Annotated in this window: 12 protein-coding genes; 8 read left to right on the forward strand and 4 right to left on the reverse strand. The window is 47.6% G+C overall.

Annotated elements, in window-relative coordinates; translation table 11 throughout:
* Positions 1–397 precede the first annotated feature (397 nt).
* Complete coding sequence (locus tag U2F10_RS05780) at positions 398–1,495, forward strand: hypothetical protein (RefSeq protein WP_499865760.1); 1,098 nt, start codon at positions 398–400, stop codon at positions 1,493–1,495.
* Between the two features lie 19 nt (positions 1,496–1,514).
* Here U2F10_RS05780 and U2F10_RS05785 read toward each other — a convergent pair whose 3' ends face one another.
* Both U2F10_RS05785 and U2F10_RS05790 read right to left on the reverse strand, forming a co-directional pair.
* Positions 1,515–1,724 carry a Nif11-like leader peptide family natural product precursor gene (locus U2F10_RS05785; protein ID WP_499871258.1) on the reverse strand — a complete coding sequence of 70 codons (210 nt, stop codon included), beginning with the start codon at positions 1,722–1,724 and terminating at the stop codon, positions 1,515–1,517.
* Positions 1,725–1,742: 18 nt separating this feature from the next.
* Entirely contained in the window at positions 1,743–2,108 is a 366-nt protein-coding gene (locus U2F10_RS05790; RefSeq protein WP_348918274.1) for a lasso peptide biosynthesis B2 protein, read from the reverse strand.
* Between the two features lie 630 nt (positions 2,109–2,738).
* Between U2F10_RS05790 and U2F10_RS05795 the strand changes: the two genes are divergently transcribed.
* The 7 genes from U2F10_RS05795 to U2F10_RS05825 all read left to right on the forward strand — a co-directional run bounded on the left by U2F10_RS05795 (position 2,739) and on the right by U2F10_RS05825 (position 10,902).
* A complete protein-coding gene (locus U2F10_RS05795; RefSeq protein WP_499871260.1) occupies positions 2,739–3,710 on the forward strand; it encodes a hypothetical protein in 972 nt (323 codons plus the stop codon).
* 400 nt (positions 3,711–4,110) lie between these two features.
* Positions 4,111–4,392 (forward strand): PqqD family peptide modification chaperone, encoded by a 282-nt coding sequence (locus tag U2F10_RS05800; RefSeq protein WP_499871262.1) that lies wholly within the window; start codon positions 4,111–4,113, stop codon positions 4,390–4,392.
* A 68-nt stretch (positions 4,393–4,460) separates the two neighbouring features.
* Positions 4,461–4,862, forward strand: a complete 402-nt coding sequence (locus U2F10_RS05805) for a lasso peptide biosynthesis B2 protein (RefSeq protein WP_499871264.1) — start codon at positions 4,461–4,463, stop codon at positions 4,860–4,862.
* A 16-nt stretch (positions 4,863–4,878) separates the two neighbouring features.
* Positions 4,879–6,795, forward strand: a complete 1,917-nt coding sequence (locus U2F10_RS05810) for an asparagine synthase-related protein (RefSeq protein ID WP_499871266.1) — start codon at positions 4,879–4,881, stop codon at positions 6,793–6,795.
* Complete coding sequence (locus tag U2F10_RS05815; protein ID WP_499871267.1) at positions 6,792–8,471, forward strand: O-linked N-acetylglucosamine transferase, SPINDLY family protein; 1,680 nt, start codon at positions 6,792–6,794, stop codon at positions 8,469–8,471. The genes U2F10_RS05810 and U2F10_RS05815 overlap by 4 nt, the downstream gene beginning before the upstream one ends.
* Positions 8,472–8,483: 12 nt before the next feature.
* Positions 8,484–9,500, forward strand: a complete 1,017-nt coding sequence (locus tag U2F10_RS05820) for an NAD-dependent epimerase/dehydratase family protein (protein WP_499057697.1) — start codon at positions 8,484–8,486, stop codon at positions 9,498–9,500.
* 58 nt (positions 9,501–9,558) lie between these two features.
* Positions 9,559–10,902: a glutathione S-transferase family protein gene (locus U2F10_RS05825; RefSeq protein ID WP_499057695.1), complete on the forward strand. Its 1,344-nt coding sequence runs from the start codon at positions 9,559–9,561 to the stop codon at positions 10,900–10,902.
* A gap of 95 nt (positions 10,903–10,997) precedes the next feature.
* Here U2F10_RS05825 and U2F10_RS05830 read toward each other — a convergent pair whose 3' ends face one another.
* Complete coding sequence (locus U2F10_RS05830; RefSeq protein WP_499057693.1) at positions 10,998–12,002, reverse strand: alpha/beta fold hydrolase; 1,005 nt, start codon at positions 12,000–12,002, stop codon at positions 10,998–11,000.
* A 144-nt stretch (positions 12,003–12,146) separates the two neighbouring features.
* Positions 12,147–13,076: a fatty acid desaturase gene (locus tag U2F10_RS05835; protein WP_499871269.1), complete on the reverse strand. Its 930-nt coding sequence runs from the start codon at positions 13,074–13,076 to the stop codon at positions 12,147–12,149.
* Between the last annotated feature and the right edge of the window lie 98 nt (positions 13,077–13,174).

The following is a 13,174-nucleotide window of genomic DNA, read 5'->3' on the forward strand; positions in this document are numbered from 1 at the left end:
AGCAAGGACTACAGTTTCTGGATTGTCCACGGTTACGATAATTATGATTTTCGGTTTTTACGCATACTCAACAAAACAAACGAATGATAAGTGAAACATACTTGTAAAAACACTCGTAAAAACACATAAATCACTGCAGTAAAGCAGGCGTAGGCCCCTACGCAAAATTATGTACACCATGGGAGTTATTGAATCACCTAAAGGAAAGATTAACCCGATCTATCTGAAGACTAAATGGGATTAATGACCCATTATGGTGATCATAAAGACCTAACTGTTGAAGGTCTAACTCTATGGCGCTATCGTATTTATGGCTTAACGTTAGTTGCTAATCAGCCCATTTCCAGGTTAACGAAGGCATCAGCTAGTTAACTTGCGCATAACACTCCTAAAACCGATGACGGCTGTATTTGCTGAATCCATTGACTTACTCTTACCCCAACTCTCCGCCGCATTATTGGAGCCAAACCAGGTGCCTGGGCTCAAAATCCTTGCCAGTCAGATGGCCCCGATTTTACGGGGTGGATTTGAGTGTCGTCTAGGGGACAACTCACCCCAGGTGGACATTCAACAATGTGTCATATCTGGCAATGATGAACCAGCGCTATTGAAAAAATATCTTGCCGAGCCATCCTTGGCAATTAATCCGCTATGGAACCACATTCAGACCTTCCTCCATCACTGGTCGGATCCCGACTCCAGTCTTCATGACAGCATTCCAGAGATTTGGCTTGAGTTTGACAGTGATGTCTCAAACCCTCGGCTGTTGCCCTCGCTCTTCTTTGCTTTACCCACCCATCTTTCAGATCCATCCCAATCATTTGTTCAGGCCAGCCAAGTATTGGATAGTCTTCTGGGATCCACTTGGGTACCCTGGCAGGATTCGTTAAAACGTTGCTTTACGGCTTGTCCAGAAGGTACTTTCGTCAGCCATATTGGCGTCATGTTGTCCCGTTCTGTCGAGGCATTGCGGGTGAATGTCAAGCGCCTACAGCCGGAGCTGTTGGTCCCGTACTTACAACGGATAAAATGGCTAGGCCAAACCGATGAAATCGAGTCACTTATGACAAAACTAGCGACCCAAGTGGATCGGATCACGGTGTGCCTGGATGTGGGGCAACAGGTATATCCCAAGTTAGGCTTTGAATGTATTTTCCTAAAGCAGCCCCAGGATGAACCCGGTTGGGCCAATTTTTTAGATACCCTCGTTGATCAGGGATACTGTACGCCTGCCAAGCGACAAGCTTTTTTGCAATGGCCAGGACAAACCACCCCCATGACTATCCCCACCCATTGGCCGGGGGAGTTGATTAAGGCCTCATTATTGCGCCCTCAGAACTGTTTTACCAGCCTGAGCCGCCGCGTCAGCCACATCAAGGTGGTCTATCATCCCCACTCTCCCTTGGAAGCAAAAGGATATTTATGGTTTGCCCACGAATGGCTCTCTCCACCCTCAGCAAGTAGGCCAAGCTCGATATCAGTGTCCATGGATTGAACGCTTTGCCTGTTCATTTTCAGTAAGACTGAAAATGAACCCAGCGCATCATCCAGTCATGTCTGTGCGCCTGTTGCAGTTCTTCCATCGTAAATTCAAAGCCATACATAGCTCCGATATCTACCAACGAGGCTAACCCCACCTGTAGATCCGTCGATTCAAGCTGATGTTGAACTGTCTCATTGCTACGAACATGCTGAATAAATTGTAAGGCCGTTTGAATCGACATCTTGTTTACTTAATTTACTTACAAAGAAGAAATGTCAATGGGGCGATCAAACATGGCAAATCTTTCCCGCACATCCTGGCGATCGCCCAGGATCAAGTCTTGCCACTCTACCCAGGCATGGGCTTCAAATTTTTGGGCATCTTGTCGCACCCCAATGCGCAACTGGCCATCAATCCCCTGAGCTCGTAGTAAGCTCCATAATACTAATGATTTTTTTAAACAGTTAGCCCAAGGCTGACAGTATTTTACCGCCAACTGCACCATCCGAGTTGTGGTAATAAGCCGGTGTGAATGATTAGGTGGCGGCGAAGCTGGGATAGGGAACAGTTTTACTAATATTGCTTGGGTGAACTTTAGCCCCCAGAATTTTAAGGATAGGGCCACTGATGGCAAGAGCAGAAAAGTCTGTAGTAACAGCCATCGGCTCTCGACATCTAAACTCCATAGCGTACGGAACTTACGAACTAACCTAGTTAAGATAATAATAACTTTCGATTTTTACACATACTCAACAAAACAGGTGAATAATACTCGACCCTCACCGGTAAAACACTTGTAAAAATACATAAATTTCATTCAATATTAACTTGTTGCCCAAGGGTTTTTAACAGTCCAAAGATTGATTTAGACAACATTCGTATAACTACTGATGGCAGCTTACACAATCGTTGAGATCCTCTTTTTGTAAGACCATTAAGTTAGTACTGAGATCTTGCACCTGGCAAGGAAGCATTAACCCGCCTTAGACTCAAAGTCGCAAGGCTAACTGGCTCAAAACCGCTCAAGCGGTTAAAGAATCCCTAAAAGCTCTCTATTTAGAGCTGTCCAGCCAATCTTGTCCCTTGAGTGGACAGCCCTCAATTAGCGTTGGGTTTTTAACCCAGCGTGGGTTCGAGCTTCACAACCGACCTTAGGGCAAGATCTGAGTAGTAGAGATTTTTAGTCTATTGTAATCGTCTCCTAATTTATCTGAAAAATCTAAATCCAGGATTCTGGTTTTTTAAAGGGGAAAGGATGTGGATCGATTTAGAGACAAAAACCACTGAACAATTGAAGATACGTCTACACCATCCAAACAATCATTTTCATCATTATTGTGGATTTGGGTTGCACATCGTATCGGAGTTCGAATGCCCCGAACTATTGCCCATTGCTGCCACTCACTCACCCCCCGATATTGTCATCAGAGTTGGCCCTGTCCCTAGACTCTTAGAGGGTCACCAGCTTGATGATGGATTTAGTCAGGTTAAACCAGACGCGTATCTATTGCGTCTTGACAATATCGCTAATTATTACGTCACCAATGGCTGTGAGATTGTGGTTCAGCCCCATGCAGGTTGTTCTGATAATCTTATCCGGTTGTATTTGTTTTCCCAATGCATTGGTGCATTACTCCATCAACGCCATCAGCTGATTCTCCATGCAAGCGCGATCGCAACTGACCAAGGTGCCTTAATTTTTATGGGACCATCTGGTTCTGGAAAATCAACCCTGGCAGCAGGCTTGATCGATGCTGGGTATAAACTGCTGGCAGAAGATCTATGTGCTCTTGAGTTTTCTCCAGGCCGTGGGTTCCAGGTATTGCCAGGCATGGCCCAGCTTAGATTATGGCATGACACCATCCAGCAGCTGGGACACAATAAAAAACTGATGCAAAGGGTATGGCAAAAGGAAGATAAGTATTCGCGTTTATTACAGGATGAGTTGGCGTCAGTGCCCACCGCCCTGAGAATGATCTATTTGCTTAACCCAGCCGATGTTGAGACCGTGGACATCACACCACTATCACTGCCAGAGATGACAGCTGCCATTGTTAAGAATGTCTTTCGAGGGGAGTACACCCAAGCGTTGGGCGTACAAAAACGACTCTTTAGGCAGACAGCTGAACTGATTCGTGCTGGCCAGATATGCCAGCTAACACGACCTAGGAATGGTTTTTCACTGATAAATCAGATCACACTATTGCAGAAAGTACATTCTCTTTAAAGGGCTTCTGAGTCTGCGGATAATCAATTTAAATTTTACCGTTAGACCTGGTTTAGACTAAGTTTTCTTTGTGAATTTGGGAAATATGAATTAGTAGCATCTCGAAAGGGATGCTAAACACCCTTTTGCAACATTAAAATCATTAACGAGGATTGAGCAGAATGAAAAACGAAGCATCTACCCATAAAAAACAATGGACAGCTCCCGAGCTAAAGAAAATTAGCGTTAAGGATACCAACAGCGGTCCTTTCATCCCTAATGTAGAAGCTGGTGCTTGTAGACCTTCATGATATCTACTGAGTCAAAACAGCATCGATAGATTCTGAGAGAGATGGGTTGAAGACGAGGGCTTTATTTGCATAATCGAGATGCACTTCACACATGCCCCTGGGAGACGTAAATGCTTGAGCTGACAACTAAAATTGTGCAAAAAGAAGACCTCATCGCAGCTAACTTAGGCAACGAAGTGATGATGATGAGTCTGGAGACAGATAATTACTTCGCGCTCGACTCTGTGGGGAGCGAGATCTGGCATTTAATACAGCACCCTGTAACAATTGCTGAGATTTGCGCAGTCTTGCAGGAACGTTATGCGGTATCAGCGGATACTTGTCTCGCTGATACACAAGCTTTTCTACAGCGGATGATCGATGAAAAAGTAGCCCATGTTGTTGAATCATAGTGCACAGCAATATAGATAGGGCTCTACCAGGATGGCGCTATAGAGTAGGGCGCTACATTAACCTGCCGATGGCAACACAGTTCATGTTGTTGGAAGCAACTGTACTGCTGGCGTTGTCTCGCTGTGTGGTACTTGTTTTACCGTTGCGTCTTCTCGGCCCTTGTCTTGGCCATCTGAATTGTGAAACGCCTAAAGTTTGCACGGGGTCTCACCAGCTGATTGCCCAACAGATTGCCACAGCTATCACTATGGTAAGCCCTTACACGCCTTGGCGCAGTAACTGTTTGGCACAAGCTATCTCAGGAAAGCTCATGCTGCGGATGCGTGGGATTTTCAGTACGCTCTATCTAGGACTCAGCAACGAAGGTGCCCAACTGGCAGCGCACGCTTGGCTACGCGTGGGGGGGCAAATGGTTACGGGCGGGGCGATCGCTGCTCAATATCAGGTTGTTGCATTTTACGGTAAGTAGACACGGTAAGTAGACTATGCGCGGCATTTTTGGGATTTTTCACAAAAACGGCCAACCTGTCACCCCTGAAACATTGGGGGCCATGCGAGCCATCATAAAGCTATGGGGGCCAACGGGCACTCGCGCCCACTGCACTGAGGAGATCGGAGAGGAGATCGGATTCGGTTATTCTCTTTGTGACCTAGACTCTACATCAAATCCTGAGCATTTGCCGATTACCCATCCACAGGCTTTAGGACTGTTTATCATAGCCGATGCACGGATCGATAATCGGGAAGAATTATACGAGATATTGAAGATTCCCGTGAGTGAACGTCGCACACTCACTGATAGCCACTTAATTCTATTAGGGTACGCGAAGTGGCAGAAAGCTTGCGTTGGGCAGCTAGTTGGGGCGTTTGCTTTTGTTATCTGGGATCAGCAACGCAAAGAATTATTTTGCGGTCGGGATCATATGGGGCTGAGGCCATTTTTTTATTATGACACTCCCGGCTGCTTTGTCTTTGCCTCAGATATCGAAGCTATGCTGGCCTGTTCCTCCGTGCCTCAAAAGTTGAACGAGCCGCTGCTAGCTGCGCATCTCCAAGAAGATACGTATTTTGCTGAGAAGCATCAGACATTTCAGGCCAATATTTTCAAGCTCCCCCCTGCCCACCACCTGTCGGTGACAAAAGAGACGAGCCGGCTGTGTCGTTATTGGTCTTTAGACAATATCCGCGACGTTCGCTTGCCATCCAATGAGGCCTATGCCGAACAGTTACGAGACTTGTTGTTCCAGGCTGTTGAATGCCGCATCCAAACAAATCTGCCCATTGGTGCGCACCTAAGCGGTGGGCTAGATTCGTCCACTATTGTCGCCATTGCATCGCAGCTGCTACAGCACCAAGACAAAACGCTGAAGGCCTATTCCTGGTCACCTCAGCCAAGTCGAACCAATAAACCAGCTGGAAATGAACATGATCTTATCCAAACACTCTGCCGTCAGTATGCCATTGATTGTAACTATATCGACCTCAGTGTAGAGGATGTTGTGCGCACGTATCGGCGTGATTTTACCCGTGTGCCCTACGAAATGATGCTGCGAGAAGAACTTGTCTTGCAGCAGGCTAGCCAGGATCACGTGCACGTGATGCTTTCAGGATGGGGCGGTGATGAAACGGTGACAGGACATGGTTGGGGGTGTCTCTCTTCACAGTTCTTGCAAGGCCGGTGGCAACAGCTGCACCATGAATTGTGTGCCTTCACAAAGACAAGCGATAATATCTCACAAGTACGACAAACGGCGCGATATGCCCGTCTGTTTTACGAAAAAGTGTTGATCCCTCTGATCCCAGAGCCCATTGCCGTGATGCTGGCGGGGCGACACAGCCGCTATCCAGAGAGCTGGATCAATCCTCAGTTTGCCGATGCCCATGGGCAGGCGGTGCGAAGATTACGGGGCGTGGCTTTGCGTGAGCGTCCTGGTGTGCAACAAATGCAGTGGCGCTGGCTAGACAACGGTCACATTACTAAGCGCCTTGAATCCTGGGCCATCAATGGGGCCAGGCAAGGTGTCTCTTACCGTTATCCACTGCTAGATCGGCGGATCTTAGAGTTTTGTTTGGGGGTGCCGCCGGAGCAGTTTGTGCAAAATGGCTGGACGCGTTCTTTAATGCGCCGCGCCGTGGGGGGGATACTTCCCCAAGAGATCCGGTGGAATCGTTCTAAAGTAGAGCAAGCGGCCTTTGATGTGATTGGCCAGGTGATGGTCGCGGCCTTACCAGAATTGCTCGAACAGCTCCGGGCGGACCCACGTTTCCATACTGTCGCTCAATATCTCGATTTGAAACGTCTTACGGAAGCTGTAGATCAGGCAACAGGGTTTGAGCGGGGTACGGAAGCGTTAGCCATCACGTTGGCCTGTGCAAATGTTTGTACGAAGGTGGTCGCATGATGGGCACAAACCAGGACACGGTAACTGACTGCCATCAAATGGCCACGTTGTATCTGAATCACCCGCCCGAGCCAAGACTAAGTGTGTTGGCCATTGGCTGGTACGAAAAAGCGTTAACGCTTGAGCCAGAGAACGTTGAGAGCTATTTGGGTCTGGCGAAAGCGTATCATCATCTTGGCCAATCTGAACAAGCTTTGCAATGCTGTGATCAGGCGATCGCACTTGAACCGGATTCTCTAGCCGCCCGCTATTTTGCCTGCATGCTACAGATCCCGATTATTTATCGAACACAAAAAGAGGTATTGTCCAGCCGACATCGATATCATAGTCAGCTGCTTGAGCTGCACCAACGTTTGCAGAAGGCTCCAACACAGGCTGTTGCCGAACTGGCGACGGTTGTCGGTACCGTGAGTCCGTTTTACTTGATCTATCAAGGGTATGACGATACTGAGTTGCAGAGACTCTATGGAGATGTGGTCTGTCATATTATGGCAGCACGCTATCCACAATGGTATTATCAACGCCCATTACCATTTCCCAAGACACCTGTTCATAACACAACAGAGCCACTACGGATCGGCATTGTTTTCGGTCATTTTCACAACCATTCTGTATGGAAAGTGATTTTAAAGGGGTGGTTGCAGCATCTAAATCATGAACGGTTTCAACTATTTGGCTATTCGTTAGGGACAAAAAAAGATCACGCAACAGACCTGGCGAGATCGCTACTGCATTCCTACACAGATGGGACACGATCCATCGAAGCCTGGGGCCAGATTATCAGCACCGATCATCCCCACGTCTTGCTTTATCCAGAAGTCAGTATGGATAAGATCAGCATTCAGCTATCAGCGCTGCGCCTCGCTCCCATTCAATGCACTACTTGGGGCACCTATGTCACCAGCGGTCTACCAACCATGGACTATTACTTGAGTGGCGACTTGCTAGAACCCAGGAATGCACAACACCATCACACAGAAAAATTGATTCGATTGCCCAATCTGTCCATTCACTACACGCCGTCCCAGGTTACCGGAGCGGATCTACAGCGACAAGCATATGGATTGCGATCATCATCTGTTGTTTATCTATGTTTGCAATCCCTGTTTAAATACCTGCCGCAATATGATCGCCTCTACCCTCAGATTGCAAAGGCCGTTGGCGATTGCCAATTTGTTTTCCTCAAGCATAAGTCCTCGGAGGCATTGACACGTATTTTTGAAAATCGCTTGCGACAAGCTTTTTCTGACGCTGAGCTAGATATGGATCAGTTTGTGGTGATGCAACCGACATTGTCAGATGCTAATTACCATCGTCTCAATGCGCTTGGAGACATTTTTCTAGACAGCATTGACGTCGCTGGGACAACCACAACGCTGGAAGCAATCACCCATGATTTACCGGTTGTAACGATGCCAGGAGAGTTTGTCCGTGGGCGCGTCAGCAGCGCAATTTTACAACAAATGGGCGTGATCTCAACGGTGGCAACCAGCGTTGAGCACTATGGGGAAATTGCCATCTGTCTCGGGCGCAACAAGCAATGGCGTCAGGTGGTAACAGAACAAATGGCACAGAATAAGCATCGCCTCTATGATGACTTGTCTTGTGTTGAGGCATTGGAAAAAAGCTTTTTCACATTTCTAGAACAAACGCCCGTGCCCCAACATGTACTTTAAATATATGGCTCCATGATCCATACCTTTTTACGTGGTCAGCGTGTTCTTATTACAGGCGTGAGTGGCTTTTTAGGCCTGGCACTGTGCGATCAGCTAACCATTGCTGGTGCCCATGTAACGGGCATTGACATTGATCCACCTGCGGCGAGCAACTCAGCGTATGGGCGTTGGCTAAAACTGCCGCATCAATTTGTCCAACTTGATCTACTCACTCCACAGCTTGGTGAGTTTTTAGCCGATCAACGGTTTGATACGATTTTTCATCTAGCGGGCATGGCCAACGCCTCAGGTTCTATCATATGGCCCACTCAAGACTTTTCACAAAACTTAGTTGCCACCGTCCATTTACTCGATGCGCTGCGCAACTGTGAATTCAGAGGTCGTTTTATCTTTGCGTCTTCAGCGGCTGTATATGGTGAGCCCCCCACCCATCGAATTACTGAGGAGACACCTGTTAGACCTATTTCCCCCTATGGTGTCAGTAAATTAGCCGCAGAAGAGTACATCCGCGTCTATTCAGACCTTTATGGGTTTGAAGCTGCGATCGCACGTCTTTTTTCTATTTATGGACCAAGACAGAAAAAACAAGTGGTGTTTGACATTCTGCATAGGACGTTGCTTTCCGATGAACCCATTTCGTTATTTGGCAGTGGTCGGGAAGTGCGAGATTTCATTCACGTTGAGGATGCCACACGCGCACTCGCAACGTTGACTAGCCAGACAAGAATTGGCGCACCCATATTTAATGTATGCTCTGGTAACGGTACGGCAATTCGTGATCTAGCCTATCTAATTGTCACGATGGCCCATCAAAGCATCGAGCGTATTACCTTTAAAGGCAATAAAAGAGGAGGCGATCCATCTCACTGGGTAGGCTGTAACAAGGCCCTGATTCGTACAGGATACACGGCAGAATATTCATTATTTACTGGGTTGCAAGCAACACTAAATTGGTTTAATCAATGGCGACATCAGACAAATAAGGGGACTACCAAAAGTGTGGTAAAGCTTGCAAACGCCTTGAAGTGACCTCCTAGGGTGGTGCGTTTAGCGTTAGCTTGGAGTAGTCAGCATTCAATACGCAAGCATGACTACTCAACCACTGTCTTGGACCGAGCTAGAAGCGCTAGACACAATTCAACGTGATCGCATCAATGGCCCAACAAATCCTCAAGCAACGCTGAGATTATTCGGTCAAAAAGAGCCGCTGCTAACGCTGTTCAGGGACAACCACGCATGGTGCCCTTACTGCCAGAAGGTGTGGCTATGGCTAGAGGAAAAGCAAATTCCTTATGCCATTAAAAAAGTAACCATGTTCTGTTATGGCACCAAAGAAACATGGTATAAAGCCCTTGTCCCATCTGGGATGCTGCCTGCTATCCAGTTTGATGAAAACTTTTCTGCTAAACTATGCCAGGCTGAAGCCTGGTATAAACAGAAGGTGCCTTCAGGTACGCTGCCTGGGGTAGAGTTAGATGGAAAGCGACTTACAGAAAGCGATGATATTCTAATCGCTCTGGAGCAGGCATTTGGACCACTGACCGTAAGCATGTTGGCTCCCCAGGCAATTCCCCTGCGACGGTTAGAGCGCCTGCTGTTCCGTGCCTGGTGTAGCTGGCTGTGCCAACCCGTTCGCTCTGCCCGTCAGGAGCAGTTTAACCGCGAGCAATTTGTGGCTGTGGTAGCTAAGGTGGAAGAAGCGCTAGCGGCTACTCCTGGCCCGTACTTTTTAGAAAAATTCAGTGTTGTCGACCTGGTATTTACCCCCTACGTGGAGCGCATGAATGCCAGCCTGTTTTACTACAAAGGCTACTCCATGCGCGAAGAGAATCCTGGTTTGGCTGCCTGGTTTGACGCTATGGAAACTCGCCCCACCTATCGCGGTACCCAGAGTGATTTTCATACCCATGTCCATGACCTCCCACCCCAAATGGGAGGCTGCTGGGAAAATGGCGAACCCGAGGCCAGGGCTAATCAACAACGGGTAGACCAGGGACCTTGGTTGGGTCTACCGGATGTGGGCTACCCTGAACCCGAAAACTCTCGTGTGGAAGCACTGCATCGGGTATTAAAACATCGTGGCAATATTATTCGCGTCAACCCCACAGACGATCAGATGTTTGATGAAGCCCTGCGCTGTGCTCTCACCAACTTGATGACGGGGGAAGCGTGTGAACCACCCCAGGGGAGCGATAATGGTCTGCGCTATCTGCGAGACCGGGTCAATGTCCCCCGCGACATGTCGATTTATGCAGGAAAGCGGTTGCGGATGGCCCTAGAAAAGACAGCGGCGCTAGTCGGTGATGCCCAAGGACCAGCTATTCCAATACGTAATCGGTATGATCAAAATCCGGCAGAATTCTCTTCAGAAACCCCTGATGGTGCAGCAGAAAAATCTCTGCCGTTTGGATTGAACTGGCTGAGGGGATAATAAGGGGACTGCACAAAATAAAGCCCCAGGTTGGGGCTGTCGATGGGTAGATGAGTGATGGGGTAATGATGTAAGACGTTCCATGGAACGTCTCTTTAACTGGCTAGCAACATCTCAACCGTTTGCTTAATAAAGATCTCGTCTTCAGGATTCTGGTAAGGATTGCCAGCTCGATGGCCCCAAATGGAACGAATTGGAACGTAGTTACTTCCGGAGATTAGTTTGGCCTCTGCCTCACAATCTTCCGGTGTAAAGTACAGATCTGTTGTAGCAGGCATCACCAAGGTCTTGGCCGTAATTGACCCCATTGCTTTAACATAGTCACCCCCATAGATGGGATTATCTCCCACATTGCAGTGTAGCCACGTCTCAATCATTGCCAGTAAATTATGCGGATCGCGCCGTCGATAACCCGCTTCCCAACTCCGCAGCAGATAGTCTTCTAACGACCCATAGCCCCATGCCAGATAAGGCTTTGCTCGATAATAAGCTGGCGACGCAGCCCAGCTGGCATAAATCTGAGTAAACGTGTGAAACCCTTTTTCCGGTATCCCTTCAAATCGCTCACCATTCCAGGTGGGATCACCCTGTAAAGCAGCCCTCAAACTGTAGAGAAAAATCCGATTATGATCAGTAGTTTTAGCGGTGCCACACAATGCTGCAATCCGCTTCACCCGCTCTGGATAAAGTGCACCCCAATGATATCCCTGCTGGGCTCCCATGGACCAGCCGTATACCAGGGCTAACTGATCAATGCCTAAGCTGTCCAACAATGCAGCTTGGGCTCGCACATTGTCATAGTGGGTGAAGTAAAACCCTGGTCGCTTGGCATCCTGACAGGTGCTAGGCGATGTGGAAAGGCCGTTGCCAAACATATTTGGCATAATTACAAACCAGTCAGTGGGATCCAAAATACTTTCTGGACGCACCAACCAGTCAACATCACTGTGCTGTGCTCCGTAAGATGTGGGATATAGTACCCCATTACTGCGCTCTGAATTTAACTCTCCATAGGTTTGATAGATAATCTCTGCTTCAGGCAACACTACACCACACTGTAGTGGAAACTCTTTCAAAACAAAGCTGTTAGGAGACGTCATGATTCTGTTTACGAATGAAGTAAATGCAGTGCTCAATGCTCAATGCTCAAATCAAGACGTTAATCTCTTCCTAGACAGGTGACAGGGGGGATTATCCAAAGGGAAACTACCTCTTTTGAGGAGAGAAAGGATTAATGTTCTCTCTTATTGCAAAGCGCTAATAATTGATCGATTCACCTGGAAATATCCTGAATCGACTCGAGAGAAAGAATCTTTCAGTTTTTGGTGAGCCTTGGGCAACGCATGAAATGGAATCGACGGATAAAGGTGGTGTTCAGCGTGATAGGGCATATTCCACATCAAGAGTCGGAGCGGCCATATCGTTAATGTTGTGCGTGTATTTGTGAGAGGATTATCATCATTCGTACACCCTGTATGCTCTGCAATGAGTACAAATCTGAGGAATGGCTGTCCTAACGCCAGTGGCAACAACCAGTAGGTGACAATAAACCAGGGATGCCCTAGGGCCGTGGAAAGTAGTGCGATCGCAATATATGTTCCTAACTGTAGCCGAGTTGACGAGATCACGTCTCCGTAGGAACTTTGTGGCAAAAAGTAATAATCTTCCAGTTGCCCAAAAGAAATCTTTAGATGACCTTTAATTTTGTCGTACCACCAAGAAGCACCACTTAGCCGCCATAGATACTGGCCTAGATTTTCAGGTTTAGGATCATCCAGTTCTGGATCTTTTCCGGCAATTTGTGTATAGCGATGGTGCCACTTATGGTAATAACGATAGAACGTGCTGTTATAGAACGATAATAGACCCGCTAACCATCCCACAACATCATTGGTCCTAGAATTAGCAAATGCTGTTCGATGAACACATTCATGGGTTGGACAAAACATCATGGCAAGGCCGATCCCATAGAGCAACAGGGCGGGAAACTTTAGCCAACTGGACGCACTTCCCCACAGGTAGCCACTGACACCAAGCACAACTACATGTAAGGCTAACCTAGCTACACCGTCCAGATTAGTGCGTGTATTCAATGTCTTAAGCTCACAAACATCCAAGATTTTATGAGGTTTCGACACCGATACGTTAGGGGCTTGAGTCGAGTCAGTTAACATCTTTCCAACGTTGATGGGACAAGTGCTCAACGGTTCTGACATCTTGAACTCTTGAAACACTTGTTATAACAAGTAAAAAGTAGCACACCATAGCTGCT

This window comes from Leptothoe sp. EHU-05/26/07-4 (assembly GCF_043421015.1).
Lineage (GTDB): Bacteria > Cyanobacteriota > Cyanobacteriia > Phormidesmidales > Phormidesmidaceae > Leptothoe > Leptothoe turfae.

Coding starts and splice junctions, on each gene's coding strand:
- U2F10_RS05780 (WP_499865760.1), top strand. CDS start 398: ATGACGGCTGTATTTGCTGAATCCATTGACTTACTCTTACCCCAACTC.
- U2F10_RS05785 (WP_499871258.1), bottom strand. CDS start 1,724: ATGTCGATTCAAACGGCCTTACAATTTATTCAGCATGTTCGTAGCAAT.
- U2F10_RS05795 (WP_499871260.1), top strand. CDS start 2,739: ATGTGGATCGATTTAGAGACAAAAACCACTGAACAATTGAAGATACGT.
- U2F10_RS05800 (WP_499871262.1), top strand. CDS start 4,111: ATGCTTGAGCTGACAACTAAAATTGTGCAAAAAGAAGACCTCATCGCA.
- U2F10_RS05805 (WP_499871264.1), top strand. CDS start 4,461: ATGGCAACACAGTTCATGTTGTTGGAAGCAACTGTACTGCTGGCGTTG.
- U2F10_RS05810 (WP_499871266.1), top strand. CDS start 4,879: ATGCGCGGCATTTTTGGGATTTTTCACAAAAACGGCCAACCTGTCACC.
- U2F10_RS05815 (WP_499871267.1), top strand. CDS start 6,792: ATGATGGGCACAAACCAGGACACGGTAACTGACTGCCATCAAATGGCC.
- U2F10_RS05820 (WP_499057697.1), top strand. CDS start 8,484: ATGATCCATACCTTTTTACGTGGTCAGCGTGTTCTTATTACAGGCGTG.
- U2F10_RS05825 (WP_499057695.1), top strand. CDS start 9,559: ATGACTACTCAACCACTGTCTTGGACCGAGCTAGAAGCGCTAGACACA.
- U2F10_RS05830 (WP_499057693.1), bottom strand. CDS start 12,002: ATGACGTCTCCTAACAGCTTTGTTTTGAAAGAGTTTCCACTACAGTGT.
- U2F10_RS05835 (WP_499871269.1), bottom strand. CDS start 13,076: ATGTTAACTGACTCGACTCAAGCCCCTAACGTATCGGTGTCGAAACCT.